We start from the raw sequence: 25595 nt of genomic DNA on the forward strand, positions 1-25595 counted from the left end.
TCGCAGCACTTGCTACCTAGGGTTTGAGCGTATGCAAGAACTCGAGCACCGGCTTTAGCGAGGCGGCGGGGTCTTCTTCCTGCGGAACATGGCCCAAACCGGGCAGCATCACCAGGCGGCTGCCGGCGATGTCGCGCGCAAAGGCCTGCGCGTCGCTCGGAGGCAGCAGGCGGTCACGTTCGCCCCAGAGAATCAGGGTGGGTTGACGCAGGGATTGGATCTTGGCGGCCTGCTCGCCGCCGCGCCATTGGTCCAGACGCTGGCGCAGTGCTGTGCGATTGCCGGCCCGCAGCGTCAGCTCGAAGTAACGATCCACCAGCGCAGTGTTGACGAGATTCGGGTTGCCATAGACCTGGCGGACGCTGTACTCGACCAGCTTGCGTGGCAGCACATGCTCGCTCAGCGGTCCGATCAAGGGCAGGCGGCTCGCCTGCCAGGCCAGCGGCACCTCTTGAGGTGCGAAGGGGTAGCCGGCGGCATCGACCAAGATCAGGGCCTGCACCCGCTCGGGCGCTCGCACGGCGTATTGCCAGGCGATCTGCCCGCCCAGGGAGTTGCCGCCGAGGATGACACGCTCCAGCTTCAGATGATCGAGCAGGGCGGCCATGAAATCGAGGTAAGCCTCGTCGCGGTAGTCGGCCGTGGGACTGGGGCCGCTGAGGCCGAAGCCGGGCAGATCGACGCTGATGACTCGGCGCTGGGCCGCCAAAGTCTTCACCCAGCCTTCCCAGGTGTGCAGGCTGCTGCTGGTGCCGTGCAGCAGGAGCACAGGCACGGAGTCGCCGGTCGGGCCCTGGTCACGTATGTGGATGGGCTGACCGCGCAGTTCGATGAAGTCCGAGGGCGGCGGTGCCCATTGCGGCACCAGGCTTTCCAGGCTGCGGTCCGGGGCCTTGCTGGCGCCGAACAGCAGCGCCGCGATGAACAGCAGCGCGCCGAAGACACGCAGCGACCAAGCGGCCAGCTTGTGCCCCATGGTTCGCCCGCCGTCGGCGTCCTCCTTGAGAGGCCGGCGGCTCATCGTGGCGCCGCGGCGCGGTGGGCCTCGCTGGCCGGGCGCTGGATTTCGGTGGCCGGCTCCAGCGCGGCGCCCAAGGCCTCGCGCTGGTCGAAGACAAAGCAACTGCCCTGGTAATGCGGGCCGCCGGTCTCTTCGAAATACTTGAGGATGCCGCCTTCGAGCTGATAGACCGGGCCGTCCAGATTCTGCTGCTGCAGATAGATGGCCGCCTTTTCACAGCGGATGCCGCCGGTGCAGAAGCTCACCACGGTCTTGCCCAGCAACTCTTCGCGATGGGCCTGTACGGCCTCGGGAAACTCGCTGAACTTGTGGATGCGCCAATCGATGGCACCTTCAAAGGTGCCGTAGTCGACCTCGAAAGCATTGCGTGTGTCCAGGGTCACCACCGGCCTGCCTTCGTCGTCATGGCCTTGGTCCAGCCAGCGGGCCAGAGTCGCGGCGGGCAGGGCCGGGGCGCGCGCCTGCTGGTCGGGGCGTATGGTCGGGTGGTTCATGCGGATGATTTCCGGCTTCACCTTGACCAGCAGCTTCTTGAAGGGCACGGCCTCGCTCCAGCTTTCCTTGGGCGTCAGGTCGGCAAAGCGTGCATCCTGGCGCAAGGCGTCCACCCAGGCCATCACCGCCTCGCCGGGGCCGGCCAGAAACAGATTGATGCCTTCTTCCGCCAGCAGCACCGTGCCCTTGAGCTCCAGGGCCAGGGCGCGCTCGTGCAGTAGGTCGCGCAGCGCTGCGCAGTCCGGCAGCGGCACGAACTTGTAGGAAGAAATATTGAGAACGGGCAGGGCGTTGGCGTTCGGCATGGTCGGGCGAATTGTAGGCAGTCAGGTCGGCGTGGCCGGTGTTCCAATGTGCAGATGGACACCCTGCAGAATATCGAGACCCGCCTGGTCGATCTGGAAATCAAGGCTTCGTTCACCGAAGACCTGGTGGAACAGCTGAATCAGATCATCGTTCGCCAGCAGCAGCAGCTCCACGCCTTGACGCGGGAACTGCTGGCCTTGCGTGAGCGGCCGGCTGCCGAAGCGAGCGGGCCGGGCTTTCGCAGCCTGCGCGACGAATTGCCGCCTCACTACTGAGGCGACTTCGCGACTTCAGTGCAGCGGCTCACCGTCCGGTGCGCCGGCCATGCCGACGCTGAACACGGCTTCGCCCAGGCTGCCGACCTCGATTTCCTCGGCCGTGGCCTCGCGCACATCGCGCACCTTGATGTACATGCGCAGGCCCACACCGGCCAGCGGGTGGTTGCCGTCCAGCACCACATGCTCGGGGTAGGCTTCGGTGACGGTGAAGATCAGACCGTCCGGCATGTCTTCGGTCACGGCGCCTTCGGGCAGGCCTTCGATCTGCATTCCGGGTTCGACGCCATCGGGGAAGAGGCTGCGCGCCTCGAAACAGACCAGACGGGAGTCGTAGTCGCCGAAGGCATGCTCGGGCTCCAGGGCCACGGCCGCTTCGAAGCCGGCTTCCTGGCCAAGCAGGGCTTCTTCAACCTTGGCGAACAGATCATTGCCACCGTAGAAAAACTCCAGCGGTTCGGCCAGCTCGTCGATCAACTGGCCTTGGGCATCTTCGAGTCTCCAGCTCAGGGAGATCACACAGGGGGCGGAAATTTGCATGGCCGTATTGTTCCACAAGGGTTTGCCCTGGCTCAGCCCTGGGGCCGGGCAAAGCGCAGCTGGGCTTGGCAACCCGGGCCGTCCGAGCGCGCCTGCAACTGCAAGCTGCCTTGGTGGCACTCGGCGATCTGGCGCGCCAGAACCAGGCCGATGCCGCTGCCCTGGGGCTTGGTGGTGTAGTAGGGCACAAACAGATTGGCCGGGTTGGCCAGGCCGCAGCCGCGGTCCAGCAAGGTGATCTGCAGCGGTTCGGCCTGCAAGCGCAGCTGCAGCGGCGCGCCGCCGGCCTCGATGCCGTTCTTCAGCAAATTGATGAAGAGCTGCTCCATCAAACCCGGGTCGCCGTAGAACTCGAGGGCCTCCGGCATGCTGCCGTCGAATTCCAGCGTCAGCTGCGCTTGTGGCAGCAGAGCCGGCAGACGGCGCAGCAGGGCCAGAAGGTCAAACACACGCTTGCGCGGCTCCAGAGGCCGCGCCAGCTGCGCATGGCGGCGCACAAAATCGGCCAGGTGGCGGGCCCGTTCGTGGATCAGGCTCAGGGCTTCGGCCTGCTCGGCGCGCCAATCGGCGCTGGGTTCTGATGTCTCGGGCCCCAGGGCCTCCAGGCGCCGCTGCAGTGTGTCGCTGAGGCTGGCAATCGGCGCCAGCGAGTTGTTCACTTCGTGGCTGAGCACGCGCAGCAGGCGCTGCCAGGCTTGCAGCTCCTCGCTGCGCAAGACTTGCTTGAGGTCGCTGACGAAGAGCAGGCGGCGCGCTTGGCCCTCGACCTCGTAGTGATGCTGGCGCAGCCGCCAGAGACCGGCGGCGCCGGGAAAGACCTGTTCGCGCAAGGCCTCGGGGTCGGCACCCAGCAGTTCGTCCAGGCCCAGCTCGGTGGCGCTGCGGCCGATGGCCTGTTCGCGGCGCCGTTGCAGCAGGCCCAGGGCGCTGGGGTTGGCCAGCTGCAGCCGCTGCTGCGCGTCAAAGGCGAACACCGCCACATCCAAGGTTTGCACCACGTTCTCGGCCAGGCGCTCGGCGGCCAGGGATTGCAGGCGCTGGCGGTGCAGGCTGTCGACCAGGGTGTTGAGCTGGGTGGCCAGCTCGTCGGGCTCGGCCGAGCCGCCTTGCAGGCGCAGGCGCTGGCTGTAGTCGCCGCTGGCCATGGCTTCGATGACATGGCCGAGCAGGCGCCTCTGGTGTTCGGCCCGCGCATGCAGCCAGGCGGCCGTGCCCAGCCAGGCCAGGCTGCATAGGGCGATGCACAGCAGCTTGGGATAGATCAGCCAGGTTTGTTGCCAGACCAGCAGACAGACCAGAGCCCAGGCCGGCGCGCCGCCGATCAGGGCTGCGCGGCGCAGTTGGCCTGCAAAGCCGCGACCGGCCGCCAGTGCCAGCCCCGGAGTGACGCCTTCGCTCGCAGTGCTCACAGCTGGTACTTCTCCAGCCGGCGGTAGAAGGCCGAGCGGCTCAGGCCCAGGGCCTGGGCCGCCTGCAAGGCATTGCCGCCGCAGCGGCGCAAGGCGGTGCGGATCAACAGCTTTTCGGCCTCCTCCAGCGTCAACTCGGCCGGTAGCAAGGAGCTGGCCGGAACCGTCGTAGCCGCTGGGCTCAAGCCGAGGTCGGCCGGCGTGATCTGCTCCGCCGGTGCCAGCAGGCTGACGCGTTCCATGCAATGGGCCAGTTCCCGCACATTGCCGGGCCAGGCATGGGCCAGCAGCACGGCCTGCGCCGCCTCGTTCAATTGCTTGGGCGGCCGCTGGTAGCGGCGCTCGAACTCAGCCAGGTAATGCCGAGCCAGGTCCAGGATGTCCTGGCCGCGCTCGCGCAGCGGTGGCAGGGTCAGTTGCACGCTGTTGATTCGGTACAGCAGGTCGCGCCGGAACAGGCCCTGCTCGACCATGGCGTCCAGATCGGCATTGCTGGCCGCGATCAGGCGCACATCGGCGCGGCGCGAGCGGGCCGAGCCCAGGCGTTCGAACTGCCCGCCTTCCAGCACCTGCAGCAGCTTGGCCTGCTGGCCGAGGGGGATGTTGCCTATCTCATCCAGAAACAGCGTGCCACCGTCGGCCAGCTCGAAGCGGCCGATGCGGGCCTGGCGGGCGTCGGTGAAGGCGCCTTTCTCGTGGCCGAACATCTCGCTCTCGAACAAGGTCTCGGGGATGGCGCCCATATTGACGCTGATGAAAGGCCCAGCGGCGCGCGCGGACTGGCGGTGGATGGCCTGCGCCAACTGGCTCTTGCCGCTGCCGTTTTCACCCCGGATGAGCAGGTTCACATCCGCCGGCGCCACCGCCGCCACCTGGGCCATCAAGGCCTGCATGGGTGCCGAGCGGCCGATCCAGGGGCGTTCACCGCTGCCGGCTTGCAAGAGCGCGTTCTCTGCCGCGAGGCGCTGGGCGCGACGCTGGCTCTCTCCCAAGGCCAGCTGGCTGCGGATGATGCCGGCCAGGCGGGTGTTGTCCCAGGGCTTTTCGATGAAGTCGTTGGCGCCGCCCTGCAGCGCTTGCACGACCAGGGGCACGCTGCCCCAGGCCGTCATGGCGACGATGGGCAGATGGGCATCGAGCGCGCGGGCGCGGGCGATCAGGTCCAGACCCTCCTGGCCCGAGGTGGTGTCGCGGGCGTAGTTGAGGTCGGCCAACAGCAGACCGAATTCCGCCTTGGCCAGGACCGCCAGGGCCTGCTCGGGCGAGTCAGCCAGCTCGCAGGACCAGCCCTCGCTCTTGATGAACATGCGCAAGGCACTGCGCACGGCCGCGTCGTCGTCGACCACCAGGATGGGCAGGCTGGAAGCAGGTGTGGCGCTCATCGATGCGTTGGACTCATGGCAAGGGCATTCTCGCCCAGGCTTTCGGGTCGGCTTTCAAGGGCTGTTCAGGGCCGCCGTGGGCGATTGGCGCAAGGCCCGTCGCGCCGGCAGCCAGGTCGAGAACAGCACCAGGCCCGTGATCAGCAAGGCCACGGCCGTGACGCCCAGTCCCAGCGGCAAGCTGCTGCCCAGCTCGCCAGCCAGGGCAAGGGCGCCGCCGAGCAAACCCAGGGGCAGGGCCAGGGCCAGCAGACGCAAGGCCTGACCCAGCAGCATGCGCATCAGCTGCGCATCGTTCGCGCCGACGGCACGGCGCACGCCGATTTCCTGGCTGCGCAGTTGCACCGCGCGGCTGGTCACGCCGTAGATGCCGCTGCTGGCCAGGCCCAGGGTCAGCAGACCGAGGATCAGGCTCATGGCGGCCATCACGTCTTCGCCGCCGTGGGCGATGCGTTGGCGTTCTTCGGCACTGAACACCTGCTCCAGCGCCAAGCCTGGGTCGGTCTGGGCCACGGCGCGGGCCAGCAGCTCGCGGCTGGCGGTGTTGTCGGGCACGCCGACCAGGGCGATGCCCATATCGCCCGGCGCGTGCTGGCTGATCGGCAGGTAGAAGTTGGCGGCCCGCAGGCCTCTCTCCCGGCCGATGCCTTGCAGCACATGCGGGGTGACGCCGACCACGGTGATCCAGGCGCCGATGCGCTTTTGCGCATCGCCTTCGACGATGGCAAAGCGCTTGCCCAGCGGGTCTTGCCCGGGCCAGTGCTGCTGGGCAAAGTTCTGGTTGACCACCGCCACCTTGAGGCTGTCGACGCGGTCCTGCGGGCCGAACTCGCGACCGGCCAGCAGCTTCACTTCCATGGCCTGGAAGAAGCCAGCGTTGATGCGGTAGTTGCCGCCCAGGGGGTAGTGGTTCTCCTGCACCGTCATGCCTTCGGGCAGGATTTCATCGGTGTCGATCATGCCGCCGCCGGGCAGGCTGGTGGACAGGGCCAGACGGGCTCCGGCGCTGGCGGCGGCCTCGGCCAGCCGGGCCTCCAGGCGGTTCCACAAGCCCTCACGTGCCGCGCGGGCTGCGTCGCTGTTGCCAGCGTATTCGGCCTGGCGCGGCGTCAGACGGGCAGTCAACACGCCCTCCATGCGAGCGCCGGTGCCTGCCGTCAGGCGCTGGTGCACCACATAGGTTTGCAGGCCCGAGGCCAGCAGCAGCAGGCTCGAGAGTGCGATCTGCAAGCAGACCAGGGCGCGGGCGAATCGTCCGCTGGCCCGGCCCTGGCCTCCGCGGCCGTCACGCAGCACAGCGTTCAGGTCCACCGCCGAGGCGCGCCAGGCCGGCAGCAGGCCGGTGGCCAGGGCCGTCAGCAAGCTCAGGCCCAGGCCGACAAGGGCCGCTTGCGGACGCATGGCGAAATGAATCCAGAAGGGCAGGCGTCCATCGGCCGTGGCGGCCACGGCCTGCTGGGTGGCTTCCAGGGCCCAGGCGCTGAAGAACACTCCCAGTGCGGCGGCGACCAGGCAGAGCAGCCAGGTCTCGATCAGCATTTGCATCACCAGGCGGCCGCGCGGCGCTCCCAGGGCGGCACGCACGGCCAGCTCTTGCCGCCGTTCGTTGGCGCGCGCCAGCAGCAGATTGGCGGTGTTCAGGCAGACCAGGGCCAGCAACAACGCTCCGGCGCCGGCCAGGCCTAGATAAATCATCTCGACATCCGGCATGCCCCAGGCGGCATAGGGCAGGGCCAGGGCGCCGACGCGGCGGTTGCTCGCCGGAAAGTCCTGGGCCAGGCGCTGGGCGCTCAAGTTCAGCTCGTTCGTGGCTTGTTCCCGGCTGGCGCCGGGCTTGAGTCGACCCAGGGCCAACACATGCTGCGGCGTACCCATGGAGTAGCTCTGGCCGCGTGTGAGCGGACCGGCCGGCGGCCGGAAGGGCAGCCAGAGTTCCTGTGTCATGGGAAAGCGCAAGGCGCCGGGCAAGACACCGACGATCTCGGTGTCCACGCCGTTGATCTTGAGCCGGCTGCCGACGATGGAGGGGTCGGCGCCGAGAAAGCGACGCCAGAGCTCGGCGCCGATCACCGCCACCGGTGCAGCGCCGGGTTGGCTGTCACTGGCTTGCAGGGCTCGGCCCAGCTGCGGGCGAGCCGCCGCGCCCAGCCAGGGCCAGATCTCGGCCGGTATATGGGCCACCTGAAAATTGGCCGGGTACTGCTTGTGGCCGCCCAGGGTGGCAATGCCCGTCTGCAGGGGCAGCAGCCCCTCCAGGCTGGGCGTCTGGCGCTGGTACTCGAGCAAGTCGAGGTAGTGCACGCTCTTGGCCTGGCTGCGCTCTCCGTCGCGACTGGCTTCGATGGCGACCAGGCGTTCGGGCTCTGGGAAGGGCAGGTCACCGGCGGTGAAGCTGAAGTACACGCCAGCGGCGTAGATGGCGAAGCCCAGGCCGCAGCTCAGAGTCAGCAGGCTCAGCAGGGCATGGCCGGGATGGCGCAGCAAGGACTGCCAGGTGTGGCGCAGATCGTCCAGCATCACAGGGCCTCCGCCGCTGCGGACGCACCTGCAGCCGCTTTGGCGCTGCCGGGGTACAAGGCAGCCGTCGGCAGATCCGCCACCATGCGGCCATCGAACAGGGCCACGGTGCGCTGGGCCAGTGCGGCGTAGCGCGGGTCGTGGGTGACCATGCAGAGTGTGGCCCCTCGAGCATGAACGCTTTGCAGCAGCTCCATCACCAGCTCGGCATTGCGTGAGTCGAGGTTACCGGTGGGTTCGTCCGCCAGGATCAGGCTGGGCTGGCCGACCAGGGCGCGGGCGATGGCCACGCGCTGCTGCTGGCCGCCCGAGAGCTGGGCTGGATGGTGGCGAGCCCGGTGAGCCATGTCCACTTGAGCCAGGGCCTCGGCCACGCGGGCGCGTCGCTCGGCGCGGCTCATCTCGGGTCGGTAGCTCAGCGGCAGGGCGACGTTGTCTTCGACGTTCAGGTCGCCGATCAAATTGAAGGCCTGGAAGACAAAGCCGATCTGGCGGTTGCGCAGCAGGGCACGGGCGCGCTTGTCCAACTGGTCGACACGCTGGCCGTTCAGTTCATAGCGCCCGGCGCTGGGGCTGTCGAGCAGGCCGAGGATGGACAGCAGGCTGGACTTGCCACAACCTGAAGGGCCGCTGACGGCCAGGAACTCGCCGCTGCGCACCTCCAGGCTGACCTCGTCGAGCGCGCGCGTCTCCAGCTCGTCGCTGAGGAAGCTTTTCTGGATGCCTTGCAGGCGAATCAGCGGGGCTTCGACCGCCTGGCTGTGCTGGTTGCTGTTCGGGTTCATGGTGCGTATCTCTCTTTTCTTCGTGGCGATGAATATAGGGCTCAAAAAACTGGTGCTGTTCAGCGCAGGCGCACGCGCTCGGCCAGGCGCCAGCTGCTGGTGTCAGAAATGACGATGCGGTCGCCGGCTTGCAAACCGCTTTGGATAACGATGCGGCCGACCGAGGCGGGGCCGTACTGCACGCTGACCCGCTCGACCAGGTCGTCGCCGACCAGGCGGTAGACCTGGGTCTGGCTCATGGCCTGGCTGAAGACCGGGCGCTGGACCTGCACGGCCTCGGCCAGGCGACTCAGGGCGATGCTGCCGTCGATGCCGAGGTCGGGTCGGGCGCCGCGGGGCAGGGGGTCGAGCAGGCGCAGATCCACCTTGAGCAGGCTGTTGCTGAGCTTGGGTGCCACCCGGCTGACCTCGGCCCGCAGCAGGCCCGCGGGCTCGCCGCTGCGCAGGTCGATCTGCGCGCTCTGGCCGACGGCGATGTCGCGCGCCTGTGCCTCCTGCACCTGGATTTCCGCGTACAAGGCGTCGGCGCGGGCCAGCTTGGCCAGCAGCGCGCCGGCGGCCACGCTCTGGCCGGCTTGCAGGGTCAGCTCTTGCACGACGCCGTCGCTGGGCGCACGCACCTGCAGGGCCTCGACCAGTTCCAGATCGCGTTGCCAGGCTTTGTGCAGGCGTGCCAGCGCCGCTCGTTTGGCAGCGAGTTGCGCTTGCATGGCGGCGCGGTGCTGCAGCAGCAGCTCGCGCTCCAGTTGCAAGGTCTGGCCGGCTTGCTCGACGCTGAAGCGGCTGCGCTGGAAGGCCAGCTTGGAGACCATGCCGTCCTTGAGCAGCTCTTGGTCGGCCTGCCATTGCAGCTCGGCGCTGCGGGCGCTGAATTCCGCGCGCTGCACTGCCGCCTGGGCATTCATGGCCTGGCTGTCCAGGCTGGCCTGCAAGGCCTTGAGCTCGGCCTGCGCTTGTTCCAGCTGCCAGCGGCTTTCCTGGGCGCGTTGCTGCAGCTGCGGGTTGCTCAGCACCATCAGGGGCTCGCCTTGGCGCAGGCTGCTGCCGGCCTGGGCCAGCAGGCGCTCCACGCGGGCCTCGCTTTGCGCGGTGATCCAGCGCGGATCGCTGGACACCAGCACGCCGCTGCCCCGCACATCAAGGGCCAGCGGCCCGCGTTCGACGGCGGCGAATTGGATGCCGCGAGCGGATGCGGTCAGCTCGATCGGCGCGGCCCGCAGGCGCAGGGCCAGCAGTCCGCCGGCCAAGCTCAAGACCAGCAGCAAGGCCAGGATCAGAAAGGCCGGCCGGCTGGCGCGGCGCCGCCAGCGCTGGGCGGGGGTGAGGGTTCTGTGAAGGTCCATGCCTCAAGCTACTGCAGGAGCCGTGCCAGCTGCGTGGCAGGCGCGCCAGGGCCGTGTTCAAGGGCTTGGCGACACGGATCGGCACCCAATGCCAGGGGAGGCATTGCGATATTGGGACGGCGGATCGGCATCCCGTCCCGCTTTCGGGACAGCGGCCGGCGAGGCACAGGCGACAATGCGCTCATGAACATCCAAGCCAAACTTCCGCTGCTGGGCGGCCTCAGCCCCGAACAATTCATGCGTCGCCATTGGCAGAAAAAGCCGCTGCTGGTGCGTCAGGCTTTGCCCGGCATCCGCCCGCCGGTCAGCCGTAGCGAGTTGGCTGTGCTGGCTGCCAACGAGGATGTGGAGTCACGCCTGGTCTCGCAATTCAACGACAAGTGGGCCCTCAAGCAGGGGCCGGTGGCCAAGCTGCCGCCTTTCAGCAAGCCGGGATGGACTCTCTTGGTTCAAGGCTTGGATTTGCACGTGCAGGCTGCGCATGAGCTGCTGGCGCAGTTCCGTTTCGTGCCCGAGGCGCGGCTGGACGACTTGATGATCTCCTACGCCAGCGACGGCGGCGGCGTTGGCCCGCACTTCGATTCCTACGATGTCTTCCTGATCCAGGTTCATGGCCAGCGCCGCTGGCGCATCGGCCGCCAGGGTGTGGCGACCACGGGTGAGCTGCGTGAAGGCGTGCCGGTCAAGCTGTTGGCTGATTTCGAGCCGGAAGAAGAGTTCGTGCTCGAAGCCGGCGACATGCTCTACCTGCCGCCCGGCTGGGCTCACGACGGCATTGCCATCGGCGAGTGCATGACCTGCTCGGTGGGCTTTCGCACGCCCTGGCGTGCCGAGCTGGCGCGCGAGCTGCTCCAGCGCTTGATGGACGATGATTCCAAGAGTTATGCCAACCGCATGTATGCCGACCCCAAGCAGCTGGCCACCGAGGCGCCGGGCTTGGTGCCGCAGCAGTTGCTGGACTTCTCCCGCGACGCGGTCGAGCGTGCGTTGCGCGAGCCTTTGGCCCTGGAACGGGCGCTGGGCGAGGCGCTCACCGAGCCCAAGCCGCGGGTGTGGTTCGATCCGGGGCAAACCTTGCCGGCTGGGGCGGGTGCCTGCCTGGATCGTCGCAGCCGCATGATGTACGACGCGGCCCATGTCTTCATCAACGGCGAGTCCTTCCGAGCCGGCGGCCGCGATGCGCGCCTGATGCGGGTCTTGGCTGACCAGCGCGAGCTGACGGCCAAGCAGGTGCTGCAGCTGTCCGAGGATGCGCGCGACTTGCTGAACCTCTGGGCCGAAGACGGTTGGGTGCGAGTGTCCGATGCCAGCGCGGAGGCTTGATTGGCAGCGGGCCCAGCTCCGCTGCAAGCCGGTGAGTTCAGCGGCCGTGCCGAGTTTCAGCAGGCCTTGCGTCTGGCTGTCGCCCAGGCATGCGCGCAGGACAGTGTTGAGCTCGGTGCGTTCGATCCGGATTTCAGCCTTTGGCCCTGGTCAGAGGCTGGGCTGCTGGACCAGCTGAGCGGCTGGGCGCGGCCGCTGCCATCCGCTCGCTGCCTGCGCTTGCTTGCGCCGCAGTTCGACGGCATGCGCCGTGCGCATCCGCGTTTTGTGGCCTGGCGGGGGCGCTACGGGCACTGCGTGCAAGCGCGGGCCTTCGAGCCCGAGGCCATGGCCGCTGTCGGGCCGGGCGGGCCGGTGGCCTTGTTCTGGGCCCGCTCTGAGTTGGCCTGTGTCACCGTGCGTTTGTTGAGTACGCGCAACTGGCGCGGCAGCGTGTCTTTCGATGCGGCCGAACTTGTGCGATGGAAGGAATGGTTTGACGCGATCGCACAACATTCTTACGAAAGCTTTGCAGCGACCACCTTGGGCCTGTAAAAGATGCCAAAAGCAATGGCTATAATTGGCGGCTAGGTGAAGAAAGCGCTCGAGGTTTTCCTCGCCTTGTCATGCCGAAGTTCTGCGACGGCGCGCTGCTGAAAAGTGTTTGCGTCGTGGCGTTGCTTCAAAAAATTACCGGTAATTGCATCTTCGTTTAACGAATTTTGAGGACAAGTATGAACAAGTCGATCCTGTTGGCTGCTGTGCTGGCTGCTGTTGCTCTGACCGCTTGCGGCAAGAAGGAAGAAGCCGCTCCCGTGGCCGCTCCCGCTGTGGAAGCTTCGGCTCCTGCTGCTCCCGCCATGGACGCTTCGGCTCCTGCTGCTGACGCATCGGCTCCTGCCGCTGCTGACGCTGCTTCGGCTGCTGCCAGCAAGTAATCGGTCTCCGATCACTTGATAAAACCGCCCGGTCGCAAGGCCCGGCGGTTTTTTCACGTCTGTTGTTTTCTGCCGGCCCCGCGCTTCAGAGCGTGATCCAGTCGAGCCCTTCGGCTTGCGAGGCCACGGCCACTTCCTCGGGCCGGCAGCCGCGCACCGCTGCCACGGCCGCCGCGGCCAGATCCGGGCGGTTGTTGCGTTCGCTCAGGTGGGCGGCGGCCACGGCGCCAAGGCCCGAATGAAGCAGTGAAGTCAGCAAGCTTGCGCTGGCCTCGTTGGATAAATGGCCGTGGCTGCCGAGGATGCGGCGCTTGAGGCTGGCCGGGTAGTTGGAGGCGCGCAGCAGCGCCTCGTCGTGATTGCATTCCAGCAGCAAGGCGTCCAGGCCTTGCAGTGCCTGAACCACGCTGGCGCAGACATGGCCCAAGTCGGTGATCACACCCAGATGCTGTCGCCCATCGTTGCAGCGCAGCTGCAGCGGTTCTTCGGCGTCATGCGGCACGGCGAAGGGCTGCAGCTGCAAGTCACCGAGTTCCAGGGTGTCGCCGCTGCGGGTGAAATGCAGCAGCTTGCGGTCGAAGCCGTCCAGGTCAGCGGCGCGGCGCTCAATGGCGCCCCAAGTGCCGCGGCTCGTCCAGATCGGAATCCGGTGCGCTTGCGCCAGCTTGAGCACGCAGCCGGCATGGTCGCCATGTTCATGGGTGATGAAGACCGCGCTGAGCGCCTCCGGCGTGCTGCCGGCGCGCATCAGGCGCCGTTTCAGTTCGCGCAGACTGAAGCCGCAGTCAACCAGGATCTGCGTGTCGGTGATGCCCTGACTGGCCTCGATCAGCGTGGCGTTGCCGCCGCTGCCGCTGCCCAGGCTGCAAAAACGCATGGCCATGCTGCTTGTTCGATCCTGATGGTCAATGAAAAACGCCGCCCACCCTTGGGGCGGCGGCGTTGCTGCTTGGTCCGGCTGTCTTCTGACGATCAGCGCAGATCGTCCATCAGCAGATTGAGGATGCGCTTGGCAATCTCGTTGGTCTGTTGCTGGCCCTTGTCGTCGAGCACGGTGACGGTCGACTGCTCGCCCTCGGACTTGACCGAGACGCGGTAACGCGTGGACGTGGCGGCCTTGTCGCCGCTGAACAGGCGCTCGAAGAAGTTGGGTTCTTCCTTGCCGGCCTGGTTGGGGTCGGCGTAACGCAGGAAGAACAGGCCCTGCTTGCGGTCGCGGTCTTCCACCGTGAAGCCGTGGCGGTCCAGCGATTGGCCAACACGGCGCCAGGCGCGCTCGAAGCCTTCGCTGACCTTGATGGCGTCCGGCACTTCCGACAGCGGACGGCCGGCTGTGATCACGGTGGTCGGAGCGGCGCTCTTGCCCGGCGCGGCGGCCGGCACATCGGCCACGGCTGCCTTGGCCAGCTCTTCCTTGGCGCCCAGCTTGAGCATCAGGCGCGACAGCAGTTCGGCTTCCAGCTGCGGGTCATTCGGGCGCGGCTGCCAGGCGGTGTTGTCTTTTTGCGGGCCGGTGTAGACCTCGATCATGCCGCGGTGGCTGATGAAAATCTCGGTGCCCTTGCCATCGGCGGCACGCTCGATGCGGGTGCGGAACATATCGCGCTCACCGGTCGAGTAGAGGCCGTCGAAGACCTTGCCAATGGTGGAGCGGATGAGGTCCTGCGGCAGCTTGGCGCGGTTCTCGTTCCAGTTGGTTTCCATGACGCCGACTTCGGCGGCGTCCTTGCTCAGCTCGAAGCCGCGCTGTTGCCAGAACTCACGCAGCTGTGGCCAGAGTTGCTCGGGCGTGAGCGAGCTGCGCAACCAGCGCGTGTTGGCATTGCGCTCCAGGCGCATGTCCCCGACGGCGTTCAGGGCCACGGTGTTGGCCGGGCTCAGGCCGCTGGCGCTGACCTTGGGTGCGGTATTGGCTTGTTGCAGCGCGTTGGCGCTGACCGAACCGCCAGCATTTCCACTGCGGCTGTCGCGGGCCAGTTGGGTCAGATCCGGTGGCACGTCCAGGCCGGCGGTCTGGCGGGCGTTGGCGCGGTAATCGACCTTGTCCGAGGAAAAGATGCCGTCCGTCGTGCTGCAGGCAGCCAGCGAACCCAGCATCAGCAGGCAAGCCAGGCGCACCGGGGTGGCCGAGGAGGAAACAAAAGAGGAGGAACGAGTCACGCTAGACATCTCCGGGGGCAAGGGAGCGACGGTTGGGCTTTGTGAGCCGGCCCCGAGGGGCGGGTGGCACGCAAAGCTGCTGCGGATTAGAGCAGACTGGAAATGGTGAGCAATGGAAATTGCGCGCAGCGCCTGCTCAGAGCAGGCCGGCCTCGCGCATGGCGGCGCCAACCTGGGCCTGGCCGGCTTCGGTCAGGGGCACGATGGGCAGGCGCAACTGGTTCTTGATGCGGCCCAGCTGCGACAGCGCCCACTTGGCAGGCGCAGGGCTGGGTTCGCAGAACAGGTGCTTGTGCAGGCCCAGCAGCTGGAAGTGGATGCGGCGGGCCTCAGCGATATTGCCGGCCAGGGACGCCTTGCACAGCTCGTGCATGGCACGCGGCGCCACATTGGCAGTCACGCTGACATTGCCGCTGCCGCCCAGCAGCATCAGGGCGATGGCAGTGCCGTCGTCGCCCGAGTAGATGTGAAAACCCTTGGGGGCCGACTTGATCAACTGCGCGGCGCGTTCGATATTGCCGGTCGCTTCCTTGACGCCGAAGACACCCGGCAGCGTGGCGCAGCGCAGGGTGGTCTCTGGCGCCATATCGGCCACGGTGCGGCCGGGCACATTGTACAACATCATGGGGATGTCGACAGCCTCGGCGATGGCCTTGTAGTGCTGATAGATGCCTTCTTGCGAGGGCTTGTTGTAGTAGGGCACGACCGACAGGGTGCAGTCGGCGCCGACTTCCTTGGCGAAGCGGCTCAGCTCGATGGCTTCCGAGGTGCTGTTGGCGCCGGTGCCGGCCATGATGGGCACACGGCCGCGGGCATGCTCGACGGCCGCCTGGATGATCTGGCGGTTTTCTTCCATGCTGACCGTGGGGGACTCGCCGGTCGTGCCAACGACGCAGATGCAGTCGGTGCCTTCGGCGATATGCCAGTCGATCAGGCCGCGCAGGGCCGGGTAGTCAACGCTGCCGTCTTCTTGCATCGGCGTCACGAGCGCAACGATGCTGCCAACAATCGGGTTCATGGAGGAATGTCCTATTTGATGCGGTGGATTCTACTCAGCGGCGCGTGTGCGCTCAGGGCCGGGCGGCTCAATCGAGTGCATAGGCCTGAAAAACTGTGCCCGAGGTGGCGCTCGGCGCTTCGCAAACAGCGGCAACGCGCTGGACATAGCGCGGGTTGACGCCCTCACGGCCTTTTTCAAAGCCATCTTCAAAGGCGACGATGCGCAGGCCCTGACACAGGCTCAGCAATTCACCGGGCTGAAGCAGAAAATCCGGCCGCGCCGGGCGGCCGATGCGGTGCTGCCCCAACGCAAAGGTTTCGTAGATGAGCCAGCCGCCGGGCGCCACGGCCGCACGGATCTGTGGGAACAGCTGCCGCCACAGGTAGTTGCTGACCAGCACCAGGTCGAACTGACGGCCTTCCAGCGGCCAGGGACCGTTCTCGATGTCGGCGCAGATTAGTTCGGCCGCCGCGCTTTCAGAGGCGGCGAGTGCCGCCGCATCCCGGTCGACCCCGCAGACCTTCATGCCCTGTGCGGCCAGGTGGCGCAGATGGCGGCCCGATCCGCAGGCCAGATCCAGCGCCGTGGCACCGGCGGTCTGGGCCTGGGTCCAGCGGCGCAACCAGGGGGAAATCTCAATGCTCATGCTCAGAAACAAGCCCAGATTTGTTCCGATAGCTGCACCATCAGCGCCGGCTGCAGATAGGCCAGAAACACCAGGCCCAGCACCAGCAGGATCAAAACCCAGCGCAGCGCCGGCTTGATTTTGGCGGAAATCTGGGCCGAAATCATGCGGCTTGGGGGCGCGGCTCGCCGCGCAAGATCGGGCCTTCACGCACCGGCAGGTTCACCAGGGCTGCCGCCACGCCCAGGGCCACGGCCAGCCACCAGACCACGTCGTAGCTGCCGGTGCTGTCGTAGAGCTTGCCGCCCAGCCAGACCCCCAGGAAGCTGCCCACCTGGTGACTCAGGAACACGAAACCGCTGAGCATGGACATGTGCTGCACGCCGAAGATCTGCGCCAGCACCGCATTGGTGGGCGGCACGGTGGACAGCCAGAGCACGCCCATCACCGCCGAAAAAATGTAGACCGACATCGGTGTCAGCGGCGTGAGCAAGAAAACGACGATGGCCACGGAGCGCAGGCCGTAGATGGCCGAGAGCAGGTAGCGCTTGGGGTAGCGCTGGCCCAGCACGCCGGCGCCGTAGGTGCCGAAGACATTGAAGAGGCCGATCAGGGCCAAGGCGTAGGTGGCCACCTGGGGCGACAGGCCCTGATCCTTGAGGTAGCTGGGCATGTGCACGCCGATGAACACGACTTGGAAGCCGCAGACGAAGTAGCCGGCCATCAGCAGTTGGAAGCTGCGGTAGCCGAAGGCTTCGCGCAAGGCCTGGACGATGCTCTGCGATTGGCTGTGCACCGGTTTGGCCACTTTGGGCTCGCGCAGACCCAGGGCCAAGGGCAGGATGACCAGGGCAGCGCAAGCGAGGATGAATAGCGCGTTCTGCCAGCCGGTCGTGGCGATCAGCCAGTTCTCCACCGGCACCATGAGGAACTGGCCAAAGGAACCGGCTGCGGCTGCCACCCCCATGGCCCAGGAGCGCTTGTCGGCCGCCACATTGCGTCCGATCACGCCGTAAATCACGGCATAGGTGGTGCCCGATTGGGCGATGCCGATCAGGAGGCCGGCGCTGCCCGTGAAGGCCAAGCCCGAGGTCGAGAGCGCCATCAGCACCAGGCCCAGGGCATAGAGCAGGCCGCCGACCAGCAAGACCCGGAAGGGGCCGAAGCGGTCGGCCAGCATGCCGGCAAACGGCCCTGCGACGCCCCAAGCGATGTTTTGCACCGCCAGCGCAAAGGCAAAGGTCTCGCGTGTCCAGCCACGGTCCATGGTGATGGGCTGCAGCCACAGGCCGAAGCCATGTCGTATGCCCATGGACATGGTCACGATCATGGCGCCGCAGAGCAGCACCTGGAACATGGACAGGCGCGGGGCGGCGGTGGGCGTGGGGCTGGCGGTCATCGAGCGACTGTAACCAAAGCGCTCAGCCGGCGCCCAGCACCCGTCCCTGGCGCACCCGCATCTGGATCTTGCTCAGCGCGTCCAGATCGTGGATCGGGTTGGCTGGCAGCAGCAGGAAGCTGGCCTCGCAGCCGGGCTCGAAGCAGCCCAGGCGGCGCTTGGGAAAGAGCACATGGGGCGTGGTGATGGTGGCCATCTTGAGCAGCTGCGGGCGGCCGATCACGCCCAGGCGGTCGAGGTTGCGCAGCTCACCCAACACCGAGCCGTTGAACAGGTCCGAGCCCAGCAGCAAGGGCACGCCGGCCGCTTGCAGGGTGCGCAAATTGTCGGCCTGTTGGGCGCGCACCTTGGTCAGCTGCTCGGGCGACATGCGGAACAGCTCGCTGGCGGCCGTGGCGGTGATGACGGCCACCTTGCGGCGCGCGGCCTCGGCGGCCATCTCGGGGCTGATGCGGTAGCTCTCGGCGCCCGTCCCCTCAAAAAAAAACAGGCCCGGCAGACGCGCCACCCAGTGGGCGCCGGACAGTACGGCGATGTTGAAGTCGGCGGCCGTGTCGGCCTGGGCGATCACCAGCAAACGGTCCTGCAGCGCTTTCTTGACGATGGCCGCGGGCAGCTCGGGCTTGAGGCCCAGGCGGCCGAACTGCTTGGGGTCGGCGTGCAGCTCGGGGCTTTCCGAGCGGCTGAGCATGAACTTGAGCGCCTCGCTCTTGCGTGCTTGTACCAGTGGCCACTTCTTCTCGACCTGCTCTAGGCTGTCCATCACCAGCACGGTCTTGTCGATGTGGTCCTCGGGCTTGGGCTTCGGGCCAGCGGAATTCGGCTCTTCGCTGAGCAACTGGGCCAAGGGCTGGCCGTCCGGAGAGGTGATGCAGGCGGTCACGAACACCAGCTCCGGCCCGGCTGCCTGGGCGCCGGCGGCGGCCAGGGCGCGTACGGCGCCGGCGCCCTTGGGTTCGGCGCATTGCATCAGGGCGTAGAACACGCCGTCGCGCAGATAGCCTTGGCCGTAGCGGCCCCAGGCCCAGGCGTTTTGCAGATTGTGGTTGTGCGCGTCGGCCAAAGGTGGAATCAGGAACTGGCCCTTCAGATTCATGTGCCGCTGGGCTTTTTTGATCTTCTGGCCGCTGAACTTGCCGTCCTTGACGTACAGCGTGCCGGAGCGGAAGCCCTGACCGTCGAACCATTGGGCGTTTTTCAGCTCCATGGTCACCGAGGCGCCGGGGCGTAGATCGTCTTCCGCAGGCAGAGGCTGGCTCTGTGCCCGGCCGGGTGCTGTGAAAAGAAACAGGGCCAGAGCGGTGGCGCAAGCGCCGGCCGGGCGGAACAGGAAAGTGGCAAATGCTGGCATAGGCCGGGCATGGTAGCGAGTTTGAGAGTGCACACCCCAGCTCCGATTTGCCGGCCGCCCCCGAGGCAAACCCTAGAATCCGCCCCCATGGCCACCAAAGCTTCCTCCTCTCCCAACACTTCTTCCGCCACGCCCGGCAGCTACGGCGAGGGCTCGATCCGCGTGCTCAAGGGCCTGGAGCCTGTCAAGCAGCGCCCGGGGATGTACACCCGGACCGACAACCCCCTGCACACCATCCAGGAGGTCATCGACAACGCGGCCGACGAGGCTCTGGCCGGTTTCGGCAAGCGCATCGACCTGATCCAGCACAGCGACGGCTCCATCTCCATTGCCGACGACGGCCGTGGCATTCCCTTCGGCCTGCACCCCGAAGAAGGGGTGCCCGTGGTCGAGATCGTCTTCACCCGCCTGCATGCCGGCGGCAAGTTCGACAAGGGCTCGGGCGGCGCCTACAGCTTCTCGGGCGGCCTGCACGGCGTCGGCGTCAGTGTCACCAATGCCCTGGCCAAGCGCCTGGAGGTGACGGTCTGGCGTGGCGGCGAAGTGGCCAGCCTCGCGTTCGAGAACGGCGATGTGGTCGAGCCGGTCACGGCCCGCAAGGCCGAGCGCGGCGACCGCAAGCAGGGCACGACGGTGCGCGTCTGGCCCGATGCCAAGTATTTCGAAAGCGCCGAGCTGCCCAAGAACGAGCTGGTCCACCTGCTGCGCAGCAAGGCGGTGCTGATGCCGGGCGTCATCGTCACGCTGACGAACGAGAAAACCGGTGATGTGCAGACCTGGTCCTACAAAGGCGGCCTGCGTGACTATCTTCAGCAGACCCTGACGGCCGACGCGCTGATCCCGCTGTTCGAAGGCGAGCAGTACGCCGGCCGCAGCGAGACCGAGAACTTCGCCGAGGGCGAAGGCGCCGCCTGGTGCGTGGCCTTCACCGAAGAAGGCCAGACCATGCGCGAGAGCTATGTCAACCTGATCCCTACTGTGGCCGGCGGTACGCATGAGTCGGGCCTGAAAGATGGCCTGTTCGGCGCCATCAAGGGCTTCATTGAGCTGCACAGCCTGCTGCCCAAGGGCGTCAAGCTGATGCCGGACGATGTGTTCTCGCGCGCGTCCTTCGTGCTCTCGGCCAAGGTGCTGGACCCGCAGTTCCAGGGCCAGACCAAGGAGCGCCTGAACAGCCGCGACGCCTTGCGCCTGGTGTCCACCTATGTGAAGCCGGGCTTGGAGCTGTGGCTGAACCAGCATGTGGAGTTCGGCAAAAAGCTGGCCGAGTTGGTCATCAAGCAGGCGCAGACCCGCCAGCGCGCCTCGCAGAAAGTCGAGAAGCGCAAGGGCTCGGGCGTGGCTGTGCTGCCGGGCAAGCTGACCGATTGCGAAAGCCGCGATCTGTTGCACAACGAGGTCTTTCTGGTCGAAGGTGATTCGGCCGGCGGCAGCGCCAAGATGGGCCGCAACAAGGAAACCCAAGCCGTGCTTCCCCTGCGCGGCAAGGTGCTGAACACCTGGGAGGTCGAGCGCGACCGCCTGTTCGCCAACAACGAGATCCACGACATCTCGGTGGCCTTGGGGGTGGACCCGCATGGCAAGAACGATTCGCCCGACCTCAGCGGCCTGCGCTACGGCAAGGTCTGCATCTTGTCCGATGCGGACGTGGACGGTTCGCACATTCAAGTGCTCTTGCTGACCCTGTTCTTCCGCCATTTCCCCAAGCTGATCGAAACCGGCCACATCTTCGTCTCACGGCCGCCGCTCTACCGCGTCGACGCACCGGCGCGCGGCAAGAAGCCGGCCGCCAAGATCTATGCGCTCGATGAAGGCGAACTCAGCGCCACCCTGGACAAGCTGCGCAAGGAAGGCGCCCGCGAAGGCAGCTGGAGCATCAGCCGCTTCAAAGGCCTGGGCGAAATGAGTGCCGAGCAGCTCTGGGACACCACACTCAACCCCGAGACGCGCCGCCTGAGCCCGGTCACCTACGGCGCGCTCGACCTGGGCGAAACCGAGGTCGCCATCAACAAGTTGATGGGCAAGGGCGAGGCCTCCTCGCGCCGCGAGCTGATGGAAATCCACGGCGACTCGGTCGAAGTGGACGTTTGAATCGGCCACCATGAAAACCGTTTACAACGCCCGACATGCGGCGCATGCGGCCACACACGAGTTCTTCCGCGGCCGCCTGGTGCCGGCCTTCGAGGTGCCGGCCCGGGCCGACTATGTGCTGGCGGCTGTGCAGGCCGCCCAGCTGGGTGCGTTGCTGGAGCCGGTAGACCATGGCCTGGCGCCCTTGGAGCGCGTTCACGCGCCGGCCTACCTGCGATTTGTGCAAGGCGCTTGGGCCGAGTGGCAGGCTTTGGGCGGCGAGGGTGATGCTTTCCCCGCTGTCTGGCCGGTTCGCTCGCTTCGTAGCGATGTTGTGCCGCCCAGCTTTGCCGCCCGCATGGGCCTGTACTCGATGGACAGCGGCACGCCGCTGACGTCCGGCAGCTGGGAGGCCGCCTACTGGGGCGCGCAAGCCAGCCTGACCGGCCTGGACCAGGTGCTGGCAGGCGAGCGCAGCGCCTATGTGCTGACCCGCCCGCCGGGCCACCATGCCGGGGCGGATTTCTTTGGCGGCTACTGCTTTGTCAACAACGCGGCGGTGGCGGCCCAGGCGGCGCTCGATGCCGGCCTGCAGCGCGTGGCCATCCTCGATGTGGACTACCACCACGGCAATGGCACGCAGGCCATTTTTTACGACCGTGCGGACGTTTTTTATGCCAGCCTGCATGGCGACCCGCAGACGGAGTTTCCCTTCTTCCTCGGCCATGCCGACGAGACTGGCGCCGGCGCCGGCCAGGGCTTCAATGCCAACTTCCCGCTGCCGGCTGGCGCCAGCAACGAGGCCTGGTTCACCGCGCTGGAGGCCGCGCTGGAACGACTGCAAGCCTATGCGCCCGAGCTGCTGATCGTCTCCCTGGGCGTGGACACCTACGGCGGCGACCCGATCTCTCATTTCAAGCTGGATCGCCCCGAGTTCAGTCGCCTCGGTCAGCGCTTGGCGGCCTTCGGCGCCCGCACCCTGTTCCTGCAGGAAGGCGGTTATGCCACCGAGGCCATTGGCCACAACGTGGTCGCGGTGTTGCAAGGTTTCGAGCCCCGGCCATGAGCAAGGCCGCGCCGCGCGTGCACCTGCGTCCGACCATGTTGTCGGACCTGGACTATGTCGTCTCCATCGAGCAGGACGGCGCCAACCGCCCCTTCATCACGCCCTGGGAACGGGTGCAGCACGAGGGTGCGCTGCGCTTCCCCGACTCTCGCCACTTCATCATCGAGGCCGGGCCCGAGGCCACGCGCGCCGGTTTTGTCATCCTGCAGGGCTGCCGCAACCCGCATGGCTCGGTCGAGCTCAAGCGCATCGTGCTGGGCCCCAAGGGCGCGGGTCTGGGTCGGCGCTCGGTGCGCCTGCTCAAGGCTCTGGCCTTCACCCAGCTCAAGGCGCACCGTTTCTGGCTGGACGTCAAAGCGCTCAACACGCGCGCACTCAAGCTCTACGCCAGCGAGGGCTTTGTTGAAGAGGGCCGCCTGCGCGAAAGCGTGCGCGTCACCACCGAGGGCGCCGATGGTTATGACAGCCTGGTCGTGATGTCCCTGCTGGATCGCGAATACCAGGCCCGCCTGGCCCTGGGCGAGGAGGGGGCTTGAGTCGCCTTTTCCTTTTGTTTGGGCTGCTGCTCAGCCTGGCCGGCGGCGCGCGAGCCGAACTCTGGGGTTATGTCGATGGCCAGGGCATGGCGCATCTGGCGCCGCACCAGGTCGACAGCCGCTACAGCCTGGTGCTGGGCGGTACGCAGGCGCGGCGTGCGGCCGCGGCCCAATCGCAGGTGCCGGGCAAGAGCGACGGCGGCCAGGGCCTCTTGACCTGGCTGGAGTTCGCGCCCGAGGTCAAGGCGGTCCAGCCTTTTTTGCGCGAGGCCGCGGCCCGGCATGGTGTCGATATGGAACTGCTCAAGGCCGTGATCGCGGTCGAGTCGGGCTACAAGCATGATGCTGAATCCAAGCGCGGTGCGCTCGGTCTGATGCAGCTGATGCCCGAGGCCGCCCAGCGCTACGGCCCGGTGGCCAAGAGCGCGCCGAGCAAGAAGCAAATGCTGGACCCGCGCACCAATGTGCTGACCGGCGCCCGCATGCTGGCCGATCTGATTCAACGCTTCGGCCGCATCGATGCGGCCCTGGCGGCCTGGAATGCCGGCGAGGGTGCGGTGCGCCGCCACAGTGGCGGCATGCCGCCCTTTGCCGAAACCCAAGCCCATGTTCACCTGGTGCTGGAGCTGTACTGGGCCTTGCTGCAACACAGCCTGCCCGCCCAAGCCCAGCAACTCAAGATTCACAAGAACGAACCCTGACGACGAATCGCATGACCCAGCAGACTTCCATTTTTGACAACCCGCCGCCGAACTCCGGTGGCGGTGGCAGCGGCGGCGCGGGCGACGGTGACAACCTGACCCTGGGCCATTACGCCGAGCGTGCTTACCTCGAATATGCGCTGAGCGTGGTCAAGGGCCGGGCTCTGCCTGATGTCTGCGACGGCCAGAAGCCGGTGCAGCGCCGCATCCTCTACACCATGGAGCGCATGGGCCTGTCCTACAGCGGCAACACCGGCGCCAAGCCGGTCAAGGGCGCGCGCGTGGTCGGCGATGTGATGGGCAAGTTGCACCCACACGGTGATCAATCGGTCTACGACGCCCTGGTGCGCATGGCCCAAGACTTTTCCCTGCGCTACCCGCTGATCGATGGCCAGGGCAATTTCGGCAGCCGCGACGGCGACGGTGCGGCCGCCATGCGTTACACCGAGGCGCGGCTGTCGCCGATCGCCCGCCTGCTGCTCGACGAGATCGATGAAGGCACGGTGGACTTCACACCCAATTACGACGGTTCCACCCAAGAGCCGCGCCAGCTGCCGGCGCGCCTGCCTTTCGTGCTGCTCAACGGCGCCAGCGGCATTGCCGTGGGCATGGCCACCGAGGTGCCCAGCCACAATCTGCGCGAGGTGGCGGCCGCCTCCGTGGCCTTGCTGAAGAACGAGAACCTCAGCGACGACGAGCTCTTCACCCTGCTGCCCGGCCCGGACTACCCCGGCGGCGGCCAGCTGATCAGCCCGGCCGATGACATCCGCGCGGCCTACCTCAGCGGCCGCGGCAGCATGAAGCTGCGCGCGCGCTGGAAGATTGAAGACCTGGCGCGGGGTCAGTGGCAACTGGTTGTCACCGAGTTGCCGCATGGCTGCAGCTCGCAGAAGGTGCTGGAAGAGATCGAGGAGCTTTCCAACCCCAAGGTCAAGGCCGGCAAGAAGGCCTTGAGCCAGGAGCAGGTGCAGCTCAAAGCCAGTGTGTTGGCCGTGCTGGACTGCGTGCGCGATGAGTCGAGCAAAGACGCCGCCGTGCGCCTGGTCTTCGAGCCCAAGAGTCGCACCGTTGAGCAGCAGGACTTGATCAGCACCTTGCTGGCCCACACCAGCCTGGAGACTTCGGCCTCGCTGAACCTGACCATGGTCGGTGCCGACGGCCGGCCGACGCAAAAAGGGCTGCGCCAGATTCTGAGCGAATGGCTGGGCTTCCGCCAGACCACGGTGCAGCGCCGCACCCAGCACCGCCTGGACAAGGTGCGTGACCGCATCCATGTGCTGGAAGGCCGGCAGCTGGTGCTGCTGAATATCGACGAGGTGATCCGCATCATCCGCAACGCCGATGAGCCGAAGCCGGCTCTGATCGAGCGTTTCCGCCTGTCCGACCGCCAGGCCGAGGACATTCTGGAAATCCGCCTGCGCCAGCTGGCGCGCCTGGAGGCGATCAAGATCGAGCAGGAGCTCAAGAGCCTGCGCGAGGACGAGGCCAAGCTGGCCGACATCCTGGCCAATCCGAGCGTGCTCAAGCGCACCGTCATCAAGGAAATCGAGGCCGACGCCAAGCAGTACGGCGACGATCGCCGCACCCTGATTCAGGAAGAAAAGCGCGCCACCGCCGAAGTCAAGGTGGTGGATGAACCCGTCACCGTGGTGGTCAGCTTGAAGGGCTGGGTGCGCGCACTCAAGGGCCATGAGGTCGAGCCTGCGGCTCTGGCCTTCAAGTCGGGCGACCAGCTCTACGGCACCTTCCCCTGCCGCAGCGTCGACCCGCTGATCGTCTTCGGCAACAACGGCCGGGTCTACTCGGTGCCGGTGTCGGCCCTGCCCGGCGGGCGCGGCGATGGCCAGCCCATCACCACCCTGATCGAGCTGGAAAGTGGCAGCCAGATTGCGCATTACTTCGCCGGCAATGCCCAGCAGCGCCTGGTGCTGGCCGGCACCGGCGGCTTCGGCTTGATCGCCCAGGTGGGCGACTTGGTTGGCCGGCAAAAAGCGGGCAAGACCTTCCTGAGCCTGGAAGGCACGGAGCAGCCCCTGCCGCCGGCCGTGGTGCCCGCGGGTGAGGTGCTGGGCGTGCAGCTGGCCTGCCTGAGCCTGAGTGGCCGCCTGCTGACCTATGGTCTGGACGAACTCAAGCACCAACCCAAGGGTGGCCGTGGCCTGACCCTGGTCGACCTGGAGGACAAGGACGCGCTGCTCAGCGTGGCCGCCTTCACGCAAAGCCTGCTGGTGATCGGCACCGGCCGCGGCGCCAAGCCCAAGGAGGAAACCCTCAAGGGCGTGGGCCTGGCCAGTTATGCCGGCAAGCGCGCCCGCAAGGGCAAGCCGGTCGAAGCCTTCCAGAAGGTCTTGCGCGTGCTGGCGCCCTGATCGAT

General features: G+C 66.9%; 24 protein-coding genes. 9 read left to right on the plus strand and 15 right to left on the minus strand.

All coding sequences use genetic code 11. The features are described from left to right. Positions 1-16 precede the first annotated feature (16 nt). Positions 17-1021, minus strand: a complete 1005-nt coding sequence (locus LNV28_RS20510) for an alpha/beta fold hydrolase (protein ID WP_263520442.1) — start codon at positions 1019-1021, stop codon at positions 17-19. Beyond that, the gene (locus LNV28_RS20515) at positions 1018-1821 is read right to left on the minus strand and encodes a sulfurtransferase (RefSeq protein WP_263520443.1); all 804 of its coding nucleotides are present in this window, start codon (positions 1819-1821) and stop codon (positions 1018-1020) included. Before LNV28_RS20515 ends, LNV28_RS20510 begins: the two co-directional genes overlap by 4 nt. A 54-nt stretch (positions 1822-1875) precedes the next feature. On the opposite strand from LNV28_RS20515, the gene LNV28_RS20520 reads away from it, so the two are divergent. Next, positions 1876-2097 (plus strand): SlyX family protein, encoded by a 222-nt coding sequence (locus LNV28_RS20520; protein ID WP_263520444.1) that lies wholly within the window; start codon positions 1876-1878, stop codon positions 2095-2097. A 15-nt stretch (positions 2098-2112) separates the two neighbouring features. Here the strand turns inward: LNV28_RS20520 and LNV28_RS20525 are convergent, their stop codons facing one another. From LNV28_RS20525 to LNV28_RS20550, 6 genes are read right to left on the minus strand one after another with little or no spacing between them, the layout of a single operon-like run. After that, positions 2113-2637 carry an FKBP-type peptidyl-prolyl cis-trans isomerase gene (locus LNV28_RS20525; RefSeq protein WP_263520445.1) on the minus strand — a complete coding sequence of 175 codons (525 nt, stop codon included), beginning with the start codon at positions 2635-2637 and terminating at the stop codon, positions 2113-2115. Positions 2638-2669: 32 nt separating this feature from the next. Continuing rightward, positions 2670-4046, minus strand: coding sequence for a sensor histidine kinase (locus LNV28_RS20530; RefSeq protein WP_263520446.1), 1377 nt, complete (start codon positions 4044-4046; stop codon positions 2670-2672). Continuing rightward, positions 4043-5428, minus strand: coding sequence for a sigma-54-dependent transcriptional regulator (locus tag LNV28_RS20535; protein WP_263520447.1), 1386 nt, complete (start codon positions 5426-5428; stop codon positions 4043-4045). Before LNV28_RS20535 ends, LNV28_RS20530 begins: the two co-directional genes overlap by 4 nt. Positions 5429-5482: 54 nt before the next feature. Further along, positions 5483-7945 (minus strand): FtsX-like permease family protein, encoded by a 2463-nt coding sequence (locus tag LNV28_RS20540; protein WP_263520448.1) that lies wholly within the window; start codon positions 7943-7945, stop codon positions 5483-5485. After that, the gene (locus tag LNV28_RS20545; protein ID WP_318013885.1) at positions 7945-8730 is read right to left on the minus strand and encodes an ABC transporter ATP-binding protein; all 786 of its coding nucleotides are present in this window, start codon (positions 8728-8730) and stop codon (positions 7945-7947) included. The genes LNV28_RS20540 and LNV28_RS20545 overlap by 1 nt, the downstream gene beginning before the upstream one ends. 59 nt (positions 8731-8789) lie before the next feature. Further along, positions 8790-10073, minus strand: a complete 1284-nt coding sequence (locus LNV28_RS20550) for an efflux RND transporter periplasmic adaptor subunit (protein WP_263520449.1) — start codon at positions 10071-10073, stop codon at positions 8790-8792. Positions 10074-10256: 183 nt separating this feature from the next. Here LNV28_RS20550 and LNV28_RS20555 point away from each other — a divergent pair, with 183 nt between their 5' ends. From LNV28_RS20555 to LNV28_RS20565, 3 genes are all read left to right on the plus strand, one after another. Continuing rightward, positions 10257-11396 (plus strand): JmjC domain-containing protein, encoded by a 1140-nt coding sequence (locus tag LNV28_RS20555; RefSeq protein WP_263520450.1) that lies wholly within the window; start codon positions 10257-10259, stop codon positions 11394-11396. Next, a complete protein-coding gene (locus LNV28_RS20560) occupies positions 11397-11930 on the plus strand; it encodes a hypothetical protein (RefSeq protein WP_263520451.1) in 534 nt (177 codons plus the stop codon). 179 nt (positions 11931-12109) lie between these two features. Then, positions 12110-12313, plus strand: a complete 204-nt coding sequence (locus LNV28_RS20565; RefSeq protein ID WP_263520452.1) for a hypothetical protein — start codon at positions 12110-12112, stop codon at positions 12311-12313. A gap of 85 nt (positions 12314-12398) precedes the next feature. Here the strand turns inward: LNV28_RS20565 and LNV28_RS20570 are convergent, their stop codons facing one another. From LNV28_RS20570 to LNV28_RS20600, 7 genes are all read right to left on the minus strand, one after another. Further along, positions 12399-13196: an MBL fold metallo-hydrolase gene (locus tag LNV28_RS20570; RefSeq protein ID WP_263520453.1), complete on the minus strand. Its 798-nt coding sequence runs from the start codon at positions 13194-13196 to the stop codon at positions 12399-12401. An 89-nt stretch (positions 13197-13285) separates the two neighbouring features. After that, positions 13286-14482 carry an NlpB/DapX family lipoprotein gene (gene bamC, locus LNV28_RS20575; RefSeq protein WP_411970003.1) on the minus strand — a complete coding sequence of 399 codons (1197 nt, stop codon included), beginning with the start codon at positions 14480-14482 and terminating at the stop codon, positions 13286-13288. A 127-nt stretch (positions 14483-14609) separates the two neighbouring features. Next, the gene (gene dapA / locus LNV28_RS20580) at positions 14610-15491 is read right to left on the minus strand and encodes a 4-hydroxy-tetrahydrodipicolinate synthase (RefSeq protein ID WP_263520454.1); all 882 of its coding nucleotides are present in this window, start codon (positions 15489-15491) and stop codon (positions 14610-14612) included. 67 nt (positions 15492-15558) lie between these two features. Further along, complete coding sequence (locus tag LNV28_RS20585) at positions 15559-16119, minus strand: class I SAM-dependent methyltransferase (protein ID WP_263520455.1); 561 nt, start codon at positions 16117-16119, stop codon at positions 15559-15561. 2 nt (positions 16120-16121) lie between these two features. Further along, positions 16122-16265: a hypothetical protein gene (locus LNV28_RS20590; RefSeq protein WP_263520456.1), complete on the minus strand. Its 144-nt coding sequence runs from the start codon at positions 16263-16265 to the stop codon at positions 16122-16124. Next, positions 16262-17497 (minus strand): MFS transporter, encoded by a 1236-nt coding sequence (locus tag LNV28_RS20595; RefSeq protein WP_263520457.1) that lies wholly within the window; start codon positions 17495-17497, stop codon positions 16262-16264. The genes LNV28_RS20590 and LNV28_RS20595 overlap by 4 nt, the downstream gene beginning before the upstream one ends. 22 nt (positions 17498-17519) lie before the next feature. Then, positions 17520-18848: an amidohydrolase family protein gene (locus LNV28_RS20600; RefSeq protein ID WP_263520458.1), complete on the minus strand. Its 1329-nt coding sequence runs from the start codon at positions 18846-18848 to the stop codon at positions 17520-17522. Between the two features lie 87 nt (positions 18849-18935). Here LNV28_RS20600 and LNV28_RS20605 point away from each other — a divergent pair, with 87 nt between their 5' ends. The 5 genes from LNV28_RS20605 to parC are packed head-to-tail and all read left to right on the plus strand — an operon-like array spanning position 18936 to position 25590. Further along, on the plus strand, positions 18936-20939 hold the full coding sequence (locus LNV28_RS20605; RefSeq protein WP_263520459.1) for a DNA topoisomerase IV subunit B: 2004 nt from the start codon (positions 18936-18938) through the stop codon (positions 20937-20939). 10 nt (positions 20940-20949) lie between these two features. Continuing rightward, entirely contained in the window at positions 20950-21984 is a 1035-nt protein-coding gene (locus tag LNV28_RS20610) for a histone deacetylase family protein (RefSeq protein WP_263520460.1), read from the plus strand. Beyond that, the gene (locus tag LNV28_RS20615) at positions 21981-22520 is read left to right on the plus strand and encodes a GNAT family N-acetyltransferase (protein ID WP_263520461.1); all 540 of its coding nucleotides are present in this window, start codon (positions 21981-21983) and stop codon (positions 22518-22520) included. The genes LNV28_RS20610 and LNV28_RS20615 overlap by 4 nt, the downstream gene beginning before the upstream one ends. Then, on the plus strand, positions 22517-23221 hold the full coding sequence (locus LNV28_RS20620; protein ID WP_263520462.1) for a lytic transglycosylase domain-containing protein: 705 nt from the start codon (positions 22517-22519) through the stop codon (positions 23219-23221). Before LNV28_RS20615 ends, LNV28_RS20620 begins: the two co-directional genes overlap by 4 nt. Before the next feature lie 11 nt (positions 23222-23232). Continuing rightward, positions 23233-25590: a DNA topoisomerase IV subunit A gene (gene parC / locus LNV28_RS20625; protein WP_263520463.1), complete on the plus strand. Its 2358-nt coding sequence runs from the start codon at positions 23233-23235 to the stop codon at positions 25588-25590. The last annotated feature ends 5 nt before the right edge of the window (positions 25591-25595 follow it).

This window comes from Paucibacter sp. DJ2R-2 (genome assembly GCF_025717675.1).
GTDB lineage: Bacteria > Pseudomonadota > Gammaproteobacteria > Burkholderiales > Burkholderiaceae_C > Paucibacter_A.

Excerpts from the sequence above, each read along its gene's own strand:
- LNV28_RS20510 (WP_263520442.1), bottom strand. The coding sequence starts at position 1,021 with ATGAGCCGCCGGCCTCTCAAGGAGGACGCCGACGGCGGGCGAACCATG.
- LNV28_RS20515 (WP_263520443.1), bottom strand. The coding sequence starts at position 1,821 with ATGCCGAACGCCAACGCCCTGCCCGTTCTCAATATTTCTTCCTACAAG.
- LNV28_RS20520 (WP_263520444.1), top strand. The coding sequence starts at position 1,876 with ATGGACACCCTGCAGAATATCGAGACCCGCCTGGTCGATCTGGAAATC.
- LNV28_RS20525 (WP_263520445.1), bottom strand. The coding sequence starts at position 2,637 with ATGCAAATTTCCGCCCCCTGTGTGATCTCCCTGAGCTGGAGACTCGAA.
- LNV28_RS20535 (WP_263520447.1), bottom strand. The coding sequence starts at position 5,428 with ATGAGCGCCACACCTGCTTCCAGCCTGCCCATCCTGGTGGTCGACGAC.
- LNV28_RS20540 (WP_263520448.1), bottom strand. The coding sequence starts at position 7,945 with ATGCTGGACGATCTGCGCCACACCTGGCAGTCCTTGCTGCGCCATCCC.
- LNV28_RS20545 (WP_318013885.1), bottom strand. The coding sequence starts at position 8,730 with ATGAACCCGAACAGCAACCAGCACAGCCAGGCGGTCGAAGCCCCGCTG.
- LNV28_RS20550 (WP_263520449.1), bottom strand. The coding sequence starts at position 10,073 with ATGGACCTTCACAGAACCCTCACCCCCGCCCAGCGCTGGCGGCGCCGC.
- LNV28_RS20555 (WP_263520450.1), top strand. The coding sequence starts at position 10,257 with ATGAACATCCAAGCCAAACTTCCGCTGCTGGGCGGCCTCAGCCCCGAA.
- LNV28_RS20565 (WP_263520452.1), top strand. The coding sequence starts at position 12,110 with ATGAACAAGTCGATCCTGTTGGCTGCTGTGCTGGCTGCTGTTGCTCTG.
- LNV28_RS20570 (WP_263520453.1), bottom strand. The coding sequence starts at position 13,196 with ATGGCCATGCGTTTTTGCAGCCTGGGCAGCGGCAGCGGCGGCAACGCC.
- bamC (WP_411970003.1), bottom strand. The coding sequence starts at position 14,482 with ATGTCTAGCGTGACTCGTTCCTCCTCTTTTGTTTCCTCCTCGGCCACC.
- dapA (WP_263520454.1), bottom strand. The coding sequence starts at position 15,491 with ATGAACCCGATTGTTGGCAGCATCGTTGCGCTCGTGACGCCGATGCAA.
- LNV28_RS20585 (WP_263520455.1), bottom strand. The coding sequence starts at position 16,119 with ATGAGCATTGAGATTTCCCCCTGGTTGCGCCGCTGGACCCAGGCCCAG.
- LNV28_RS20590 (WP_263520456.1), bottom strand. The coding sequence starts at position 16,265 with ATGATTTCGGCCCAGATTTCCGCCAAAATCAAGCCGGCGCTGCGCTGG.
- LNV28_RS20595 (WP_263520457.1), bottom strand. The coding sequence starts at position 17,497 with ATGACCGCCAGCCCCACGCCCACCGCCGCCCCGCGCCTGTCCATGTTC.
- LNV28_RS20600 (WP_263520458.1), bottom strand. The coding sequence starts at position 18,848 with ATGCCAGCATTTGCCACTTTCCTGTTCCGCCCGGCCGGCGCTTGCGCC.
- LNV28_RS20605 (WP_263520459.1), top strand. The coding sequence starts at position 18,936 with ATGGCCACCAAAGCTTCCTCCTCTCCCAACACTTCTTCCGCCACGCCC.
- LNV28_RS20610 (WP_263520460.1), top strand. The coding sequence starts at position 20,950 with ATGAAAACCGTTTACAACGCCCGACATGCGGCGCATGCGGCCACACAC.
- LNV28_RS20615 (WP_263520461.1), top strand. The coding sequence starts at position 21,981 with ATGAGCAAGGCCGCGCCGCGCGTGCACCTGCGTCCGACCATGTTGTCG.
- parC (WP_263520463.1), top strand. The coding sequence starts at position 23,233 with ATGACCCAGCAGACTTCCATTTTTGACAACCCGCCGCCGAACTCCGGT.